The organism is Streptomyces sp. NPDC058683, from assembly GCF_042716195.1.
In the GTDB taxonomy this organism is placed as follows: domain Bacteria; phylum Actinomycetota; class Actinomycetes; order Streptomycetales; family Streptomycetaceae; genus Streptomyces.
Window position 1 is genome coordinate 57,114 of sequence record NZ_JBHXSK010000028.1, and the last position, 19,288, is coordinate 76,401.

Sequence of the window (19,288 nt, forward strand, 5' to 3'; positions counted from 1 at the left end):
TCCGGAAAGACTGCCCCGGAACAAAACCGCACAAGCCTTACCCAACCGTGACCGGCGCCTGCGCTTCCTCACCCGACTCGCGTATGGTCACGCTCATCTACCCCCGGCGACCCGTGGTGCATCCGTGATCCGATTCGACAATGTCTCCAAGGTCTACCCCAAGCAGACCCACCCCGCACTCAGGGATGTGTCCCTGGAAGTGGAGAAGGGCGAGTTCGTCTTCCTCGTGGGATCCTCCGGCTCCGGAAAGTCCACCTTCCTGCGGCTGATCCTCCGCGAGGAGCGGTGCAGTCACGGCCAGGTGCACGTCCTGGGCAAGGACCTCGCCCGTCTCTCCAACTGGAAGGTGCCGCAGATGCGCCGCCAGCTCGGGACGGTCTTCCAGGACTTCCGCCTGCTGCCCAACAAGACGGTCGCCGAGAACGTGGCCTTCGCCCAGGAGGTCATCGGCAAGTCCAAGGGCGAGATCCGCAAGTCGGTGCCGCAGGTGCTCGACCTCGTCGGGCTCGGCGGCAAGGAGGACCGCAGACCGGGCGAACTCTCCGGTGGTGAGCAGCAGCGCGTGGCCATCGCGCGGGCCTTCGTCAACCGGCCCAAGCTGCTGATCGCCGACGAGCCGACCGGCAACCTCGACCCGCAGACCTCCGTCGGCATCATGAAGCTGCTCGACCGGATCAACCGGACGGGCACCACCGTGGTGATGGCGACGCACGACCAGAACATCGTGGACCAGATGCGCAAGCGCGTCATCGAGCTGGAGAAGGGCCGACTCGTCCGCGACCAGACCCGCGGCGTCTACGGCTACCAGCACTGAATCCGATGCACACGTTCCCGACGCTTCACGCGCTCCACGACGGAAAGGCATAACCCGACGCCATGCGCGCCCAGTTCGTACTGTCGGAGATCGGAGTCGGTCTCCGCCGCAATCTGACGATGACCTTCGCGGTCGTCGTCTCGGTCGCCCTGTCCCTGGCGCTCTTCGGTGGCTCGCTCCTGATGAGCGACCAGGTCACCACCATGAAGGGCTACTGGTACGACAAGGTCAACGTCTCGATCTTCCTCTGCAACAAGAGCGACGCCGAGTCCGACCCCAACTGTGCCAAGGGCGCGGTCACCGACGACCAGAAGAAGCAGATCCAGGCGGACCTCGGCAAGATGACCTCGATCGTCGAGAAGGTCACCTACGAGTCGCAGGACGACGCCTACAAGCACTACAAGGAGCAGTTCGGCGACTCGCCCTTGGCCGACTCCCTCACGCCGGACCAGATGCAGGAGTCGTACCGGATCAAGCTGAAGGACCCGCAGAAGTACCAGGTGGTCGCGACGGCGTTCGACGGCCGCGCCGGTGTCCAGTCCGTTCAGGACCAGAAGGGCATTCTGGACAACCTCTTCGGGCTGCTGAACGGCATGAACTGGGCGGCACGCGCGGTCATGGCGATGATGCTGGTCGTCGCCCTGATGCTGATCGTCAACACGGTGCGCGTCTCCGCGTTCAGCCGTCGGCGCGAGACCGGCATCATGCGCCTGGTCGGCGCCTCCGGCTTCTACATCCAGGCCCCGTTCATCGCGGAGGCCGCCGTCGCCGGCCTGATCGGCGGCACGGTCGCCTGCGGATTCCTGGTGATCGCCCGGTACTTCATCATCGACCACGGCCTGGCCCTCTCCCAGAAGCTGAACTTGATCAACTTCATCGGCTGGGACGCGGTGTTGACCAAGCTCCCGCTCATCCTCGCAACGAGCCTCCTGATGCCCGCGCTTGCCGCGTTCTTCGCGCTGCGCAAGTACCTGAAGGTGTGACGCATGCCAAGAGGGTCGTACGGGCAACCGCCCGTGCGGCCCTCTTGCGTTGTCCTAGACTCACCGGCATGTCAGGCCGAGAGCTGTTCTGTCAGCCCCGCCGGGTTCGCCGGGGGGCGGCTCTGACGTTGGTGTTCGCAGGGCTGTTGGTGACCGGGGCGGCCACCGGGGCGTTTCCCGACCCGGGGCAGTCCGACCGGAAGACACCCACCGGAGCGGCCCGTGCGGCCGACCGGCACGACGACGTCGCCAAGGCCGCCGCCGACGCGATGGCCGACGGCAAGTCCCCCATGGAGGCCGCCGAACGGGCCGTGAGCCGCAGCGGGGACCGGTGGGCCGCGGTCTACTCCGAGGGCGAGTACCAGGAGTTCGAGGAAGCGCTCGACGGCCAGTACACCGGTGTCGGGCTGTGGGCCCGGCGGGAGCGGGACGGCCGGATCGAGGTGACCAAGGTGCAGGCCGGGTCGCCCGCGGCCACCGCCGGCATCAGGAAGGGCGACCGGCTGCGCAGCGTCGACGGGGCGGACGTCGACGGGCGGCCCGTCACCGACGTCGTCTCGTTACTGCGCGGTGACGCCACCGACGCCCGCGCCGGTACGACCGTCACCCTCGGTCTCGAACGCGGCACGCGCGCGTGGACCGAGACCCTGCGCCGGGCGCTGCTGTCCACCGACTCGGTGACCGTCCGCAAGCTGTCCGCCGGTATCACCGTCATCAAGATCTCCGCCTTCACCAAGGGCTCGGGGGAGCTCGTCCGCGACGCCGTACGGCAGGCCCCCGCCGACGCCGGGATCGTGCTCGACCTGCGGGGCAACTCCGGCGGTCTGGTCAGCGAGGCCGTCACCGCCGCCTCCGCCTTCCTCGACGGCGGCCTGGTCGCCACCTATGACGTCGACGGCGCCCAGCGCGCCCTGCACGCCGACGCCGGCGGCGACACCGCGAGACCCCTGGTCGCGCTCGTCGACGGCGGCACCATGAGCGCGGCCGAGATGCTCACCGGAGCCCTCCAGGACCGCGGCCGTGCGGTCGTCCTCGGCTCCCGCACCTTCGGCAAGGGTTCCATCCAGATGCCCACCCGGCTCCCCGACGGCTCGGTCGCCGAGCTCACCGTCGGCCACTACCGCACCCCCTCGGGCCACACCGTCGACGGCCGGGGCATCACCCCCGACCTGGAGGTGGGCAGCGGGGCGCTGGAGCGGGCCGAGACGGTCCTCAGCGGCCTCGGCGACCCGTCGTAGTAATCCGCTTCCCTCGCACCCCCTCCGTAGTGCGAAAATGGAGGGCACTATGGCCAAGGGAATGTACGTACCGAAAGAGTCCCAGCAGAAGCAGCAGGGGACGGCCGTCAAAGCCAGGGACGGCGAGAAGGGCGGCAAGCGCAAGATCGTCGCGCAGAACAAGAAGGCGCGGCACGACTACGCGATCGTCGACACCTACGAGGCCGGCATCGTGCTGTCGGGCACGGAGGTGAAGTCACTGCGCGAGGGCCGCACCTCGCTGACCGACGGCTTCGTGCAGATCGACGGGAACGAGGCGTGGCTGCACAACGCCCACATCCCCGAGTACAACCAGGGCACGTGGACCAACCACTCGGTGCGCCGCAAGCGCAAGCTGCTGCTGCACCGGGCGGAGATCGACCAGCTGGAGGCCAAGTCCCAGGAGACGGGCCACACGATCGTGCCCCTCGCGATCTACTTCAAGGACGGCCGCGCGAAGGCGGAGATCGCCCTGGCACGAGGCAAGAAGGAGTACGACAAGCGGCAGACCCTGCGCGAGCAGCAGGACCGGCGGGAGTCGGACCGGGCGATCGCGGCGGCCAAGCGCAAGCAGCGGGGCCAGTAGGGCGAAGCCGCCGGGAATACGGTGGCATCGGCGTGCGCTGGTCACGTACGATGGGACCAACACCAGGGGAAGCCCGGGTGTGCGCATTGAAAAATCAACATGGGGATGATCGGTTTCGACAGCGGATGTTGAAACAGGGGAAGCGTGTCGAGGAAGCGGCAATGATCTCGTTAACCATATGTCGCAACCAATAATCGCCAATTCCAAGAGCGATTCCCGCGCCTTCGCCCTCGCTGCCTAATAAGCAGTGAGTGAAGGCCCTTAACGGGTGTCAGCCCGGGGATGTTCCCGACCCGGACCCTGGCATAATCTAGGGGACTAAACCATTGAGCCCGGTCACGGGGTTCGATGGGAAATCAAACAGTGACTGGGCCCGTCGGCGACTTGTTCGCGAGATTACCGGGGCCGAGAAAATCACAGCGAACTGCACACGGAGAAGCCCTGTTTTTGCACCGTTGGACGCGGGTTCGATTCCCGCCATCTCCACAGTCTCCATGTTGCGAGGGCCCGGTGGTCGTTGACCACCGGGCCCTCGTCGTGTTCGCAGGGCACGGCTGATGTGAAGGTTGATCTCGTTCGGTCAAAAACTCTTCACAGATGGTGCACAGGCTTACTAAAGTGCGATGCGCGTAGGGCCGAGCTGACCACTCGGCCGCCGCGCACGTCCATCAGCGACCGGGGGAACACCGTCGCCACGGGGGAGAGGCGCATCGTCATGCAGTCATTGCTGACGTATCCGCAGAGACACACGCATCCGCGCCGTACGCGGGCTTGACCGCCGCCACGGCACCTCACCCTTCGAGTCGGGCCCCCGTCTGCCCTCTTCACGAAGAACGGATGTTCTTTTGCGTTCCAGACCGGGGACTGTGACTCCCCTTGCGCGAAAATCCCGCACTCTCAGCCGACTTGTCCCCGCCGTGCTCGCGCTCGCCGTGCTCGCCACGGTCGCCGGCCGGCCGGACCTGCCCCACGACCGGGCCGCCGACTTCAGCCCGGTGGCCGACAGTTACGACGGCTTCGACGCCAAGGCCGCCGAGCAGCTCCGCCAGGACCAGTGCCTGATGGCCGAGGTGCTGCGCACGGGCGGCTCCGCCATGTACGGCACCGCCCAGGACGGGCTCGACCAGACCCCGGACAAGCTGCACACCGCGGCGAACCGCGAGTACTGGAACACCACTCCGCTGTCGACGGCGTACGATAAGGACAAGGACGCCGCCGACAAGGCGGGCGACGCCCTCAACGCGTACGTCGATGTGTGGAAGAAGCCGCTCGACGGCCTGAGCACCCCGGGCGGATTCACCGAGACCGGATTCCACTGGCCGCCCGGGACCACCGGCACGGGCCCGAGCTTCTTCGACCAGACCGGCCTGAGCCAGTGGATCGCGGCCCAGTTCTGGAAGTCGGAGGACGACTTCTACGAGGATCCGACCCCGAAGGCCGACGACGCCACGCTGAAGGCGGTCAAGGACCTCGGCACCCCCCTCTACGGCAGTGACCCGGACCCCTCGCTCCCCACCCCGCAGTGGCAGCAGGCGTTTGCCGAACACCAGGCGTGGGACAGCCTGGTGAACTGGTCCATGCAGCCGACGAGCGCGGACAACGCGCGTGTCTTCCTCTCCTCCGGCGGTTTCCCGCGCACCGCGCCCGAGCCGGGCAGCGTCGAGTACCGCGTCGCCGTGGAGGACCTGAAGACCCGGTTCGCCTCCTGCGACTGGCGCACCCCCGTCGACCCGGACAGGGTCCTCGGCAAGGAGGTCGCGGACGCGTCCGCCGAGTGGCAGCGGGAGATCGCCGCCCAGACCACCCAGCGCGACCAGATCCTCAACGCGAACCGCGACGCCACCAAGGCCCTCGCCACCGGCTCCAAGGCGCTGGGCGAGCTGCTGGGCCAGTCGTGGATCGCCGACCGCCTCGCCCGCTGGCAGGACTACTGGTCCGCCGGCGGCCCCGGCTGGATCGGCGACAGCCCGATGATCGTGCACGCGCACGGCGCCGCCGACAAGTGCCTCGAAGTGGGCGGCGGCAAGAAGGACAACGGCACGCCGGTGCAGATCTACACCTGCAACGGCTCGGTCGGGCAGAAGTGGGCGATCAGCGGCGACGCGCTGGTCAACGTCAACTCCGGCAAGTGCCTGGAGGTGAAGGGCGGCGGCACCGCGAACGGGACCGTGGTGCAGATCTCGACCTGCAACGCCAAGAGCACGGCCCAGAAGTGGGAGTACGACACCCACGCGACCAGCCGCCTGTACAACCCGGGCACCGGCAACTGCCTGGACCTCGCGACCTACGACAACGGCCGTGACACCCGGACGTGGGACTGCAAGGGCACCGACCCGCAGAAGTTCGACATCGCCCCGTCCGGCCACAACGGCACCGACAAGCTGGACTATCCGACCAAGGCCCAGTTCGACAAGGCGAAGAAGGGCGTCACCGACGCCCAGGCCGCGGCCAAGACCCAGCTCGACCTGCTCAAGGCCCAGGCGACCGCGGTGAAGAAGTCCGCCACCGACACGGACACCGCCACCCAGGCCGCCTACGCCGTCGCCGACAAGGCGGGCGCCCCGCGCGGCCGAGGTCTGCTCGTCGGCCGGCAGAAGGCCCAGGTCACCAAGGCGTCGGCCGCCGCGCTCGACGCCCTGTCCAAGGCCGGTGACACCGCCTACGCGGCGACCAAGGCGTCCGCCGGCGACAGCGCGACCATCGCCGCCCGTGCGGTGACGCAGGCGGCGCAGTCGAAGGCCGCGTTCCGTACGGCCGCCGCACAGGAGGCCAACGCGCAGTCGAAGGCCGCCGCCGACGCGGCCGCCGTACAGGCGGGGACCGCCAAGGCCGCGCGCGACACGGCGAAGGCGAAGCTCGGCGAGACCCAGCGGGCGGAGGCGGACGCGAAGGCGGCCGCCGCCACCGCGCACGCCAAGCGGCTCTCGGCCGAGGCCGAGGAGGCGACGGCCAAGGCGGAGAAGGCGACCGCCGCGCAGAAGCAGGCCGAGGCCGCGCAGCACAAGACGAACGCCGAGGGGTACGCGAAGACCGCCGCCGAGGCCAAGGGCCGGGCGGAGACCGCCGAATCCACCGCCCGCACCAAGCGCCAGGACGCGGAGGCCGCGCGGGATCTGGCCAAGGGCAAGTCGGACGACGCGTGGGACGCGAAGAACAAGGCGAACGCGGCGGACGCGAAGGCCGACGCCAAGGACGCCTACGCCGAGGCGCACGACTCGGACGCCGACGCGAAGGACTCACGGGCGGCGGCCGACGAGGCGGACCAGGCGGCCGACGACGCGGAGGCGGCGGCGGGTTCGGCCCGTACCGAGGCCGACGCGGCGAGCCAGGCCGCGGCCGACGCCGACGCCGCGGCGACGCGTGCCGAGGCGGCGGCGAAGCGGGCCCGTTCCGACGCGGACGACGCCCAGGCGGCCAAGCTGAAGGCGGACGCGGCGGTGCGCACCGCCACCAGCGCGGCGGCGGACGCCATCAAGGCCTCCCAGGCCTCGGCCGCCGCGGCCCGTACCGCGGTCAAGCTGGCCGACGAGGCGGAGCAGCACGCGGCCGACTCCAAGAAGCAGGCCGACGCGGCCAAGGCCGAGGCCGCCAAGGCGGTCGCGGGCGCGGCCGACGCGGCCGGTCACGCGTACACGACCGCGCAGGCGGCCGAGGACGCCGGAGCCTCCGCGCAGCAGGTCGCCGCGCCGGCCAACGACGCGATCCAGCTCGGTTCGCCCTACGTGGACACCGACTCCGCGGCGGGTCTCGTCGTTCTGACCGGCCAGGCGTCGAAGACGATCGCCGAGCAGCAGCAGGCCGTCGCCGAGGCGCACGCCGCCAACGCGCAGAAGAACGCCGAGCAGGCGCAGAGCCTCGCGAACGCCGCGACCGGGGACGCGAAGGCCGCGTACACGATCGCCGCCGAGGCGGCCGGTCACGCGGCGGACGCCCGCAGGTCGTCGAAGGAGGCGCTGGGGTACGCCGCCGAGGCGGCGCAGTACGCGGCGGACGCGCAGAAGTCACTGGCGCGCACCATCGAGTACGACCAGCAGGCCACCGCGGACGCGGCAGCCGCCGACCAGGCGGCCGGCAATGCCGAGGGCTACGCCAAGGACGCCCGGGACTCCGCCGACCAGGCGGCCCTGGACGCGGACGCGGCCCGTACGGCGGCCGCCGAGGCCGAGCAGTCTGCGAAGGACGCCCGCGCCGCGGCCGACCGCGCCGACGCCGAGGCCACCGCGGCCGAGGAGGCGGCGAAGGACGCCCAGAAGTACGCCGAGTCGGCGCAGCAGGCGGCCGACCAGGCGGCAGCCGCCGACGCGAACAAGCAGGTGCAGACCGGCGCCGGGACCGGAACCGGGATCGGCGGGGTGTTCTCCGTCATCGACGACATCAAACAGCAGGGGGACCCGCAGCGCCTTCCGGACGACTGCTCCCGCCTGCCCTGCGACCTGGTGTTCGAAGTGCACTTCGACGCGGTCGTCAGCTACTACTACTGCGAGAACCCCGACGTCCCGGCCACCGAGTCCGGCTGTCCTGCCGAGGACACGTACTTCCTCACCACCAAGACGTTCAAGAACCTGAAGAAGACGGTCAAGATCTCCTCCTGGGAGGCGACCAAGGACCTGTGGAAGGGCCTCTACCACTCGATCATCGACGACTTCACCGGCTGCTACCACAAGGCCACCGGCACCGGTGACGGGAGCTACGGCGACTGCGCCTGGGCCGCCACCTGGCTCCCGCTCGGCGGACCGATCGGGAGGATCACCGAGGCGATCCGCGCCGTGGACGCCGCCATGCGCACCGGCATCGGGGTCGCCGACGCCCTGAAGGCACTGCGGACACTGGACGTGGACGCCCGCACGCTCGCCGAGATCGAGCGCAGCGCGCGGGTCTACGAGGAACTGCGCACGGCGTGCCCGTTGAACAGCTTCCCCGGCGGCACCGAGGTGGTCCTCGCCGACGGCAGCCGCAAGGCCATCCGCGACGTACGGTACGGCGACCGGCTGCTGGCCACCGACCCCGACACCGGGCGCACCCTGGGCGAGCCGGTCACCGACACGTTCTCGCATTCCGCCCGGGTGCTGCTGGACATCACCCTGGCGGACGGCGGGAGTCTCACGAGCACACCGGGGCACAATTTCTACGTCGACGGCCGTGGCTGGACCCTGGCGTCCGACCTGCGTGCCGACGACAGCCTGCGCGCCCCCGACGGCACCCTCCGCACGGTCGCCGCGGTGCTCGACCGGAACGACGCGGCGCCCCTGACCGTGTACGACCTGACGGTGTCCGGCCTGCACACGTTCTACGTCGTGGCCGGCAGCGCCCCGGTCCTCGTCCACAACTGCAAGAACCTCGTCGCCGACGCACAGGAGTTCAGCGGGCTGGCGCACGCCCTCGACGAACACACGGCCGGCACGGCCGTCGGGTTCGTCACCTCAGAGGAGATGGCGAAGGATCTGGCCGTCAGCAAGGGCAGCTCCAACGGCGTGTTCAAGGACCTCGCGACGGCCCAGGCGGTCGTGAACGACGCGCTGGCGAGCAAGGCGGCGGAGATCCAGAAGTGGCTCAGCCGCCGCGACGGCCCGCGGGAGAAGGCGTTGACCGGCACCTTCGGGCCGGACTCCCTCGGTTATGTGGCCAAGACGGACCGCAGTATCAAGGTCGCTGGGAACGGGTACAGGATCGTGCTCAAGAAAGCGAAGGGACACAAGGGCGGCTTCTATGTGTTCACGGCGTTCCCGATCTAGTTCCCCATCCGGATTCCGATCCGGTTTCCGATCCAGGAGGTGACGACAAGTGCACCGGACAGACGAGTTCGACTTCGGCGTGACATGGCTGATGAGCCAGTTCCACGAGGACTGGTCGCACAACGGCCCCACGGCCGTCGCGGCGGCCGAGTACCACCTGTGGGACGAGCTGGCCCCGGATGCCGTTCTCGCGGTCCGGCACGACGCGCGACTGCTGCTGCGTCTTCCCTCGGCGACGATCGAGGCGCTGTGGCAGGCCGGGACGGCGACGGGACCGGCCTTCTTCTCCGGAGGGCCGACCGGTCTCACGTCGGGGGCGCAGTGGATGGAGACGCTCGTCGCGCTGTGCGACGCCTGGCTGGCCAGGAACGCGGTGGACGGCGTTCACCCGTCCACCGCCGCCGGCGCGGGCGACGGCGAGGAACTGGCGGACGCGGTCCTCGCCGAGATCGCGGAGGCCCGGTTCGTGCCGGACACGGTCCGGCGCGACCTGGCGGAGTGTGCCCGTCAGTGCACCCCTGACCTCGCCTTCCGGCTGTTGCTGCGGGCGATGGTACAAGCCGGCACCGGATCCGGTGCAGAGCTCTCGCCGGAGCGCTATGCGCGGCTGGAGCGACTGGGGTCGGCGCTGCACTACGGCGAGTTCGTCGTGTCCGAGGTACGCCACCTGGTGACCGGCGGCTAGCCGAGCACCTCAGCGGGTCGGGGACCGGAAACGGGGCGGCACACGCCACCGTGCCGGTCCCCGGCCCTTCGTACGCACTCGCCCGGCGCCCGCACGGCGACCGTCACGCCAGCCGGGGTGCCGTGCTCGCCCGTTCCGTCAGCCGGGGCGCCAGCAGTGTCGCCTCCGGCACCTCCCTGTCCCCGCCCAGCTTGCGCATCAGCAACTCTGCCGCCCGCTCCCCGAGTTCCGCGGCGGGCAGCGCGACCGAGGTCACTGGCACCCGCAGCCCCGCCGCCAGTTCGTCCGGGCAGATCGCGGTGATCGACAGGTCGGTGGGGACACGGAGGCCGAGCTGTTCGAAGGCGTCGACGAGGGGTTCCAGGATCGCCTCGTTGTGGACGACGACCCCCGTCAGCGCCGGCTGTTCGCGCAGCAACCGCTCGGCGGCCCGGCGGGCCGCCGCCGGTGTGGCCTCGCAGGGGTGGACGCAGGACGTCATCGCGTTGCGGTCGGCGGCGGCCGTGAAGCCCTGGACCACCCGCTGGGCGAACGCCGTCTCCCGGACGTACACCTCGGGCGGCGAGCCGACCAGCGCCACCACCCGGTGGCCGAGCCCCGCCAGCCGTTCCACGCACAGCTCACCGGCCGCCCGGAAGTCCAGGTCGACGCAGGTCAGGCCCTCGGGGGAGGCCGGGAAGCCGATCAGTACCGACGGCCGTTCCAGCGCCCGCAGCAGCGGCAGCCGGGGGTCGTGGAGCTGGACGTCCATCACGATCAGAGCGTCCACCAGCGCCGTGTCGGCGACCCGCTGCAGCCCCTCCTCGCCCTCCTCCTGCGTCAGGAGCAGCACGTCGTGGTCGTAGCGGCGGGCCGTCGTCACCACCGACACCGCGAACTGCATGACGACCGGGACGTGGATGCCGGTGCGCAGCGGGATCACCAGGGCCAGCACGTTGGAGCGGCTGCTGGCCAGGGCGCGGGCGCCGGCGTGCGGGCGGTAGCCCAGCTCGCGGATGGACGCCTCGATCCGGAGCCGGGTCCCCTCCGAGATCGGGCGCTTGCCGCTGAGCGCGTAGGACACCGTGCTGGGGGAGACCCCGGCGTGCCGGGCCACGTCGGTGATCTTCACCATCGGCCCAGCTCCAGGGAGAGGAACCCGGTGCCGGCCGCCGCCCGCGCCGTACGCTCCCCGGCCGCCAGGTGCCACGCCGCCGCCGGGTCGCCGCACGAGGCCCGCAAGGTGTCCCCTTCGCGTACGACGGTGAAGGTGACGTCCCCGACCGGGACCGTGACCTGCGCGCCGCGCTCCAGGCCGTACGCCCGCAGCGTCACCCCGTCCGCGTGGTCGTAGTCCGGGCGGTCCGCCACCGCGCCGACCGGGATCACCGCGCCCGGCCGCACCAGCAGCGGCACGCTCAGGAAGCCGTGCCGCTCACGCACCCAGCGCGGCCCGGTCACCCTCGCACCGCTCACGAAATGCGTCCACGTCCCCTCGGGCACGTAGTACGAGACCTCGCCCTCGTCGCTGAAGACGGGCGCCACGAGCAGATCCGGGCCGAGCATGTACTGCCGTTCCAGGTGCGCGCACCCGGGATCGTCCGGGAACTCCAGGACCATCGCCCGCATCATCGGCACCCCCTCCGCGGCGGCGGTGCGCGCGGCCTCGTACAGGTACGGCATCAGGCTCAGCTTCAGCCGGGTGAAGTGCCGCAGCACGTCCACGGATTCGTCGTCGAAGAGCCAGGGGACGCGGTACGACGAGCTGCCGTGCAGCCGGCTGTGGGAGGAGAGCAGCCCGAAGGCCAGCCAGCGCTTGAACAGGGCGGGTGTGGGCGTGCCCTCGAAGCCGCCGATGTCATGGCTCCAGTAGCCGAAGCCGGACAGGCCGAGCGAGAGCCCGCCGCGCAGCGACTCGGCCATCGACTCGTACGTCGCCTCGCAGTCGCCGCCCCAGTGCACGGGGAACTTCTGGCTCCCGGCCGTCGCCGACCGCGCGAAGACCACCGCCTCGCCCTCGCCCCGGTGCTTGCGCAGCACCTCGAAGACGGTCCGGTTGTACAGGTGGGTGTAGTAGTTGTGCATCCGCTCGGGGTCCGAGCCGTCGGACCAGGCCACGTCCACCGGTACCCGCTCCCCGAAGTCGGTCTTGAAGCAGTCGACTCCCTGCGCCAGCAGGGCCTCCAGCTTGCCCGCGTACCAGTCGCGGGCCGCCGCCGACGTGAAGTCCACCAGCGCCATCCCCGGCTGCCACAGATCCCACTGCCACACGCTCCCGTCCGGTCGCCGCAGCAGGTGTCCCAGCTCCCTCCCCTCGGCGAACAGCGGCGACCGCTGCGCGATGTACGGATTGATCCACACGCACACCCGCAGTCCGCGCTCGTGCAGCCGCCCCAGCATCCCCTCGGGATCCGGAAACACCCGGGGATCCCACCGGAAGTCGCACCAGTTGAACTCCCGCATCCAGAAGCAGTCGAAGTGGAAGACGGAGAGCGGGAGTTCGCGCTCCCGCATGCCCTCGATGAAGGACGTGACCGTCTTCTCGTCGTACGACGTCGTGAAGGAGGTGGAGAGCCACAGGCCGAAGGACCAGGCGGGCGGGAGCGCCGGGCGGCCGGTCAGGGCCGTGTACGTGCGCAGGATGTCCTTCGGGGTCGGGCCGTGGATGACGTAGTACGTCAACTGCTGTGACTCCACGCTGAACTGAACCCGGGACACGGCCTCCGAACCGACCTCGAACGACACCTTTCCCGGGTGGTCGACGAAGACGCCGTAGCCCGCGTCGGTCAGATAGAAAGGGGTGTTCTTGTAGGCCTGCTCGGTGGCCGTGCCGCCGTCGGCGTTCCAGACGTCGACGGCCTGGCCGTTCTTGACCAGCGGGCCGAAGCGTTCGCCGAGGCCGTAGACCGAGGTGCCGACCCCGAGGCCCAGCTGCTCCCGCAGATAGTGGGCGCCGGTGGCCGTGTCCCGCATGATGCCCATGCCCTTGGGGCCGCTGGAGGTGAGGGTGCGGCCGCCCGCGAGGAAGTCGAGCCGCCAGGGCGCGGTCCGGCTCAGTCGCAGGGTCAGCGACCCGGAGGTCAGGGTCGCGTACTCGTCGTCGTACGACACCTGCGCGGCGAAGTCCGCCCGCTGCAGCTCGAACCGGGGGCCGCGCGGGCGCTCGCCCTCGAAGTGGGTGAAGGTGACGCCGATGACGCCGGGCATCGGGGTGTGCGCGCTGATCGTCACGACCGGTCCTTTCAGCAGGTCGCCGCGGTGCCGGATGGGCTGCGTCGGCGCGTGGATCTCCAGACCGGAGTCCGCGGCGGTGACGTCGAGGACCTCGACCGGGTGGGCCGCGGTGACGCCCTCGCGCAGCAGCCAGTAGCCGTCGGTGAACTTCACGCACGAACCTCCTACTTGACGGCGCCCACGGCGATGCCCCGGGTGAGCGTGCGCTGGAAGACGAGGAAGAAGACGATGGCCGGGAGCACGCCGAGCAGGGCGGCCGCGTTGGTCATCGTGGCGTCCATCAGGCGCTGGCCCTGGAGGACGCCGAGGGCGACGGACACCGTCTGGTTGTCGTTGGAGATCAGCATGACCAGCGGGAGCAGGAACTCGTTCCAGGTCCAGACGAAGAAGAAGACCAGGAGCACGCCCAGGGTCGGGCGGCTGACCGGGACGACGATCCGGACCAGGATCTGCCACTTGTTCGCGCCGTCGATCCGGGCCGCCTCGACGATCTCGCGCGGGAACCGGCCGAGGACGGCCGAGAGGAGATACGTCCCGAACGCCGACTGGATCACCGTGAACACGATGATCACGCTGAGCCTGGTGTCGTACAGACCCGCCTGCTTGCTCAGGTAGTAGAGCGGATAGACCAGCGCCTCCTGCGGCAGCATGGTGGCGAGGACGAAGAAGGCCAGGACCCAGGTGCGGCCCCTGATCCGGCCGATGCCGATCGCGTACGCGTTCAGGACGGAGAGGGCGGTGGCGAGCACGGCGACCGAGCCGCTGATGACGACCGAGTTGACCAGCTTCCGGCTGTAGTCGACCCGCTGCCAGAAGTCCTTGAGGCCGTCCAGGTAGAGCCCGTGAGGGAGGCTCAGCGGGCCGTTCCGCGAGTACTCCGCCGGGGACTTGACCGCGTTCGTCGTCACGATCAGGAACGGGACGATCATGAAGAGGGCGGCGAGACACAGGGCGATCAGGACGGGGTAACGGCGTAGAGCGGTCATTCAGAGATCTCCGTCCTCCGCGCGGTTCTGCAGCTTCAGGCCGGTCAGGGACAGGGCCAGGATGAGCACGGTGAGGACCGTGGAGATCGCCGAGCCGTAGCCGGCCTGGGTCTTCTCGAAGAACGTGGTGAAGGAGAAGTAGGAGGGGACGTCGGTGGCGCCGCCCGGGCCGCCCTTCGTCAGGACGTACACCGCGCCGAAGACCTTCAGCGCGGCGATCGTGCACCAGGTCAGGACGACGTACACCTCGGGCCGGAGCTGTGGCAGCGTGATGTGCCAAAAGCGCCGCCACCAGCCGGCGCCGTCCAGCTCGGCCGCCTCGTACAGCTGCGGGTCGACGCGCCCGAGCCCGGCCATGAAGACGACCAGCGGAAAGCCGATCTGCACCCAGACCAGCACGCCCATCACGGTGTAGAGGGCGAGGTCCGGGTCGCCGAGCCAGTCCTGCTGCCAGGAGCCGAGCCCGACCGCCTTCAGCAGGGCGTTGAGGGTGCCGTCGTCCGGGGCCAGGATCCAGCTCCAGACGATGCCGGCCACCGCCACCGGCAGCACCTGGGGGAGATAGAAGCAGGCGCGCAGGACGGCGGCGATCCGGGTGCCGAAGTGCTTGCCGACGTAGTCGAACAGGGCGGCGGCCAGGACCAGTCCGAGTGCCGTCGGGAGCACGGCCATCGCGACGACCATGAAGAGGCTGTGCCGGAAGGACGCCCAGAACTCGGCATCGTCCAGCAGCTCACGGTAGTTGGCGAGCCCGGACCACTTCGGACTGCCCACGCCCTGCCAGTCGGTGAAGCTCACGCCCGTGTTCATCAGGAACGGGACGACGACGACCGCGAGGAAGGCGAGGGCGCCGGGGAGGAGGAAGAGGGCGTAGGAGTCGCGGGGGCGGCGCGGGTGGGCCGTGGGGCGGGGGGGGGGGCCCGGGCCCGGGGCGCGCGCGCCCCCCCAGGGGGAGCGCACTTCGAGCCCTTGTCGTACGCCGTCTGGAGATTGCTCAGGTAGGCGTCCGGTTTCTCGCTCCCGGTGATCAGTTTCTGGGTCTCGGAGACGAGGGTGTCGTAGAAGCCGGCGATCGGCCAGTCGGGGTAGAAGGCGAGGCCGTCGCGGGCGGACAGGGTGTTGAAGTCGGCGATGAGCTGCTGGGACTTGGGGTCGGTGATCGCGCTCGCGTCGGCCGCGACCGGGACTCCGCCCTTGTTGCCGAGCAGGTTCTGGATCTTCTTCGACAGGGTGATGTCGATGAAGTCGTAGGCGAGATCCTTGTTCTCGGAGTTCTTCGGTACGACCCAGAGGTTGCCGCCGGAACCGAGGGTGAGGTCCGAGCCGGGCCACAGGAAGCTGCCCCAGTCGAACGCGGCCTCCGACTGGAAGCGGCCGTACCACCAGCTGCCCGAGAACAGGATCGGCGCCTTGCCCTGGATGAAGGAGACCCCGGCCTGCTCGGCGGTCGTGCCGGACGACGTCTTCGCGATGTAGCCCTTCTTCACCCAGTCCGCGAAGGTGGTCGCCGCGTACGTCCAGGCGGTGTCGTGGAAGTCGACCTTGCCCTGGTACAGCTCATAACTGTCCACCCAGGAGCGGTCGGCTTTCGTCAGTGCCAGCTGGTAGAGGTACTGCTGGGCCATGTACTCGGAGCCCGCGTTCGCCAGCGGGGTGACCTTGTTCTCGACGAACTCGTCCATCGCCGCCGTCAGGTCGTCGAACGTCTTCGGCTCGGCGATCCCGTACTTCTTGAACAGGGCTTTGTTGTAGTAGACCATCGTGTACTCGGCGTAGTCGGGCACCCCGTACCACTTGCCGGAGCCCATCACGCCGTCGGCGTCGTACCGGCTGGTGGTGCGTACGCCCGCGCTGAGCTTCTTGTCCCAGCCGCGCTCGGTCGCCTCGGCGGTCAGATCGGTGAGGAGTCCCTGTTTGGAGAGGAGTCCCGCCGTCGCGTTGCCCTTGTTGTACTCCATGATGTCGGGGGCGTCGGAGGAGTTCAGGACCATCTGGGCGGTCTTCTGGATCTGCTCGAAGCTCTTCTCCTCGTACTTCACCTTCACACCGGGGTGGGAGGCCTCGAACTCCTTGATGGCCTCGTTCCAGGCGACGCCCATCGCGCTGGTCGGACCCTCGTAGTGCCACAGCCGCAGCGTCTTCCCGTCGGACGTGCTGCCGCCCGAGCCGCCGCAGGAGGCCAGCAGCAGCGATCCGGAGAGGATCACCGCCGCGGCCGCCGTCCGCCTTCGTGCCGTCGACATCCAGTGCCTCCAGGGGAGTCGGATGGATGGTGCTCGTCCCGCGTCGAATCGGTTCGATGCGGCACGTCGAAGCGCTTCGACGCAGGAAGGTAGGTGCGGGCTGTGTGGCCGTCAATGGGTGCGGCGGGAATCAGAGGAAGCGATGGGAAGCGATTCGACTGACGGTGTTGAGCAGAAGGGCCGTGACGGCCGCGGCGACGGGCGCGGTGAAGCCGGCCGTCGGCGAGACGTGCTCCGCCGCCCAGCCGCCCAGTGCGGAGCCCGCGGCGACGCCGGTCAGGAGGGCGGTCACGACCAGACTCATCCCCTCGTTGAGGCGGTCCGCGGGGGTGCGGTCCTGGACCAGGGTCATCGCGGTCACCATCGTCGGCGCGGTCGCCATGCCGGCCGCGAGCAGGGCGGGCGCCAGGGCCCAGAGGCTGTCGGCCGTGCGGGCCGCGAGGAGGGGGAGGAACATCAGGACCGCCATCGCCGACAGGCAGACGGGGAACCGTCGTTCGGCCGGTCCCCGCGGCTTGAGCGCCCCGTACACCAGCCCCGCCGCGCAGGAGCCGGCCGCCTGGAGGGCGAGGACGGCGCCGGCCGCCGAACGGTGGCCCTGGGCGTCGGCGTAGGCGATGGTGACGACCTCCATCGAGCCGAACACCGCGCCGGTCGCGACGAAGCACGCCAGGAGGGAGGGGATGCGCAGCGGGGTTCTCGCGGTGCCCGTTCCGGCCCGGGGCGGTGGTTCGGTGGTCCGCTGGGCGGTGAACAGCAGCATGCCGGTCAGCAGCAGGACCGCGCCGGCGAGTGTGCCGGCCTCCGGGAAGAACGTGCCGGTCAGGAAGGACGCCAGCACCGGGCCGAGCATGAAGCAGAGCTCGTCGGCGGCCTGTTCGAAGGAGTTCGCGGTGTGCAGGGCGTCCGGGTCGGCACGCAGCAGGTGGGCCCAGCGGGCGCGGGACATGCCGCCGAGGTTGGGGGTGGTGGCGGTGGCCGTGTAGGCGGCGAACAGGGTCCAGTCCGGGGCGCCGAAGCGGACGCAGAGCAGCAGGGCGAGGCTGCCGAGTACGGCGGTGACGGTGGCGGGTACGGCGACCCGCGCCTGGCCGTACCGGTCGACCAGCCGTGCCACCCAGGGCCCGGCCACCCCGGTCGCCGCGAGGCCGGTCGCGGTGACGGCACCGGCGAGGGCGTACGAGCCGCGGGCGCCGGCGATCATCACGACCGCGCTGACGCTGAACATGCCCATGGGCAGCCGGGCCAGCAGATTCCCGGCGGTGAAGGCACGGGTGCCGGGGAGGGCGAAGAGACGGCGGTAGGGGCCGGACGGGCGGCGGCGGAAGCGGGGAGTGAGGTCCCGGGGGGTGAAGTCGACGGCGACGAGGGAGTCGGCGGTGACGGTGTACAGGGGCTGCCGGGGAGCCGGCTCGGTCGGTTGCGGCATGGACACCACCGTCGCCCGGAGCCGATCGGGGGGTCCAACACCTGCTCGGCACCGATTCACGCACGGCTGTTGTGAGTCCGGCGAGATCCGGGCCGTAGGGGGTGCCCGGGCTACTTCGGGCTGAAGGCGATCATCTGGGTGTAGTCGGATCCGGCGTTGAACTCGACCCGTTGGGTGCCGGTCGGTGAGCCGATCCCGCTCAGGGGCAGGGTCCAGGTCTGTCTCGAGCCGTTGACCGTCCGCTTCGGGTGGGCCGCTGTCTCGGTCCAGTTCCAGTCGGCCGACCGGCTCCGGTAGAGGCCGCCGTTCTCGATCATGTAGTCGGCGCCGAGGACCGAGGGCGACGGATAGGGGAGCCGGTAACCGGTCGCGGTGTTGCCGTCGGTGTTGAAGAAGACGTGGTAGTAGGACTGCGAGGTGTGGAAGGTGACCTGGAAGGTGACCTTCCCGGACGACACGCAGACCGAGTAGTCGGTGATGGCGCCGGAGCCCGCGGCCGAGGTGCAGGAGGAGGCGTCGTCGCTGCCGCCCGACCCGGCCCGGGTCGGGCCGGCGCCCGCCGCTGCGGTGGCGGCGACGGGCGCCGCGGTCGGCGCGTGGGTGGAGGTGCCGCCGCCTTCGGCGGCTTTCGTGGCCGGCGGCCGCGACGGTGTGCGGGTGGCGTCCGCCGACGGTGACGCGGACGGCGAGGCGGACCGCGATATGGACGGTGGGGGCGGGCCGAGCAGGCTCGGCGTGCTGTCGTACGAGCCGCCGTCCCCCGCGGTGCCCGGCATGGCGCCGGACGCCGAGTCCGGCGACCGGGTGCCGCCGTCACCGGCTCTGCCGATGAGGAAGGCGCCGCCGATCAGCGCGGCCACGACCACGAACGCCCCGGTCAGGAGCACCGCCCGGGGCAGTCGGCGCCTGGCGGTGCCGTCGGCCGGGGGGCGCGGAGCGGATTCGGTCCCCGGTCCGGCGGTGGCTTCGGTCCCCGCTCCGGCGGTGGCTTCGGCCGCGCGATCGCCCCTGCGGTCGCCCCTGCGGTCGCCCCTGCGGACCGGCGGCGTGCCGCCGGCCGCCCTCCGGCTCCGCCCGCTCTCGCTCCTGCTGCGCTCGCCGCCGACGCGCGGCGGATCGGCCGTGTTGGCCGTGTGCTGAGGGGTGACCCCGCTCTCCGCCGCGAACGCGGCCGCCGCCGCGGACATGGGCGGCGCGGCGGGGTCGGGTTGCTGCTGGGGGGCGGAGTCGTCCTCGGGGCCGGGGGCCGGCGCGGTGCGGGAGGTGGACGCCGCGGCGATGGCCGACGGCCCCTTCGGCCGCCGGGGCAGTGGAGACTGCACTGTTGTCGCGTCCTTCCAGGAGAGCAGTGGCGAACCCGT

At 70.4% G+C, this 19,288-nt stretch carries 13 protein-coding genes and 1 other RNA gene; 7 read left to right on the forward strand and 7 right to left on the reverse strand.

Translation table 11 applies throughout. From position 1 onward, the window contains the following. Nucleotides 1–124: 124 nt before the first annotated feature. The 7 genes from ftsE (at nucleotide 125) to ACFWXC_RS28890 (ending at nucleotide 10,056) form a co-directional block, all read left to right on the forward strand. Nucleotides 125–814 carry a cell division ATP-binding protein FtsE gene (gene ftsE, locus ACFWXC_RS28860; RefSeq protein ID WP_360489516.1) on the forward strand — a complete coding sequence of 230 codons (690 nt, stop codon included), beginning with the start codon at nucleotides 125–127 and terminating at the stop codon, nucleotides 812–814. Between the two features lie 62 nt (nucleotides 815–876). After that, nucleotides 877–1,797 carry a permease-like cell division protein FtsX gene (ftsX, locus tag ACFWXC_RS28865; protein ID WP_384483213.1) on the forward strand — a complete coding sequence of 307 codons (921 nt, stop codon included), beginning with the start codon at nucleotides 877–879 and terminating at the stop codon, nucleotides 1,795–1,797. 68 nt (nucleotides 1,798–1,865) lie between these two features. Then, the gene (locus ACFWXC_RS28870; protein ID WP_384483214.1) at nucleotides 1,866–3,035 is read left to right on the forward strand and encodes a S41 family peptidase; all 1,170 of its coding nucleotides are present in this window, start codon (nucleotides 1,866–1,868) and stop codon (nucleotides 3,033–3,035) included. 61 nt (nucleotides 3,036–3,096) lie between these two features. Beyond that, complete coding sequence (gene smpB, locus ACFWXC_RS28875; protein WP_384483282.1) at nucleotides 3,097–3,639, forward strand: SsrA-binding protein SmpB; 543 nt, start codon at nucleotides 3,097–3,099, stop codon at nucleotides 3,637–3,639. A 101-nt stretch (nucleotides 3,640–3,740) separates the two neighbouring features. Beyond that, nucleotides 3,741–4,128: a transfer-messenger RNA gene (gene ssrA / locus ACFWXC_RS28880) on the forward strand. Between the two features lie 428 nt (nucleotides 4,129–4,556). Next, nucleotides 4,557–9,371: a ricin-type beta-trefoil lectin domain protein gene (locus ACFWXC_RS28885; protein ID WP_384483215.1), complete on the forward strand. Its 4,815-nt coding sequence runs from the start codon at nucleotides 4,557–4,559 to the stop codon at nucleotides 9,369–9,371. Nucleotides 9,372–9,420: 49 nt separating this feature from the next. Then, a complete protein-coding gene (locus ACFWXC_RS28890) occupies nucleotides 9,421–10,056 on the forward strand; it encodes a hypothetical protein (protein WP_384483216.1) in 636 nt (211 codons plus the stop codon). Between the two features lie 103 nt (nucleotides 10,057–10,159). Here the strand turns inward: ACFWXC_RS28890 and ACFWXC_RS28895 are convergent, their stop codons facing one another. The 7 genes from ACFWXC_RS28895 to ACFWXC_RS28925 all read right to left on the reverse strand — a co-directional run bounded on the left by ACFWXC_RS28895 (nucleotide 10,160) and on the right by ACFWXC_RS28925 (nucleotide 19,249). Continuing rightward, on the reverse strand, nucleotides 10,160–11,170 hold the full coding sequence (locus ACFWXC_RS28895; protein ID WP_384483217.1) for a LacI family DNA-binding transcriptional regulator: 1,011 nt from the start codon (nucleotides 11,168–11,170) through the stop codon (nucleotides 10,160–10,162). Next, nucleotides 11,164–13,422, reverse strand: a complete 2,259-nt coding sequence (gene yicI / locus ACFWXC_RS28900) for an alpha-xylosidase (protein ID WP_384483218.1) — start codon at nucleotides 13,420–13,422, stop codon at nucleotides 11,164–11,166. Before yicI ends, ACFWXC_RS28895 begins: the two co-directional genes overlap by 7 nt. 11 nt (nucleotides 13,423–13,433) lie before the next feature. Next, nucleotides 13,434–14,255, reverse strand: coding sequence for a carbohydrate ABC transporter permease (locus ACFWXC_RS28905; protein ID WP_384483219.1), 822 nt, complete (start codon nucleotides 14,253–14,255; stop codon nucleotides 13,434–13,436). Continuing rightward, complete coding sequence (locus ACFWXC_RS28910; protein ID WP_384483220.1) at nucleotides 14,256–15,053, reverse strand: carbohydrate ABC transporter permease; 798 nt, start codon at nucleotides 15,051–15,053, stop codon at nucleotides 14,256–14,258. A gap of 11 nt (nucleotides 15,054–15,064) precedes the next feature. After that, the gene (locus tag ACFWXC_RS28915) at nucleotides 15,065–16,498 is read right to left on the reverse strand and encodes an ABC transporter substrate-binding protein (RefSeq protein WP_384483221.1); all 1,434 of its coding nucleotides are present in this window, start codon (nucleotides 16,496–16,498) and stop codon (nucleotides 15,065–15,067) included. 130 nt (nucleotides 16,499–16,628) lie between these two features. Then, on the reverse strand, nucleotides 16,629–17,927 hold the full coding sequence (locus ACFWXC_RS28920) for an MFS transporter (RefSeq protein WP_384483222.1): 1,299 nt from the start codon (nucleotides 17,925–17,927) through the stop codon (nucleotides 16,629–16,631). A 110-nt stretch (nucleotides 17,928–18,037) separates the two neighbouring features. Next, nucleotides 18,038–19,249: a hypothetical protein gene (locus ACFWXC_RS28925; protein ID WP_384483223.1), complete on the reverse strand. Its 1,212-nt coding sequence runs from the start codon at nucleotides 19,247–19,249 to the stop codon at nucleotides 18,038–18,040. Between the last annotated feature and the right edge of the window lie 39 nt (nucleotides 19,250–19,288).

Coding starts and splice junctions, on each gene's coding strand:
- ACFWXC_RS28915 (WP_384483221.1), bottom strand. CDS start 16,498: ATGTCGACGGCACGAAGGCGGACGGCGGCCGCGGCGGTGATCCTCTCC.
- ACFWXC_RS28920 (WP_384483222.1), bottom strand. CDS start 17,927: ATGCCGCAACCGACCGAGCCGGCTCCCCGGCAGCCCCTGTACACCGTC.
- smpB (WP_384483282.1), top strand. CDS start 3,097: ATGTACGTACCGAAAGAGTCCCAGCAGAAGCAGCAGGGGACGGCCGTC.
- ACFWXC_RS28895 (WP_384483217.1), bottom strand. CDS start 11,170: ATGGTGAAGATCACCGACGTGGCCCGGCACGCCGGGGTCTCCCCCAGC.
- ftsX (WP_384483213.1), top strand. CDS start 877: ATGCGCGCCCAGTTCGTACTGTCGGAGATCGGAGTCGGTCTCCGCCGC.
- ACFWXC_RS28905 (WP_384483219.1), bottom strand. CDS start 14,255: ATGACCGCTCTACGCCGTTACCCCGTCCTGATCGCCCTGTGTCTCGCC.
- ACFWXC_RS28870 (WP_384483214.1), top strand. CDS start 1,866: ATGTCAGGCCGAGAGCTGTTCTGTCAGCCCCGCCGGGTTCGCCGGGGG.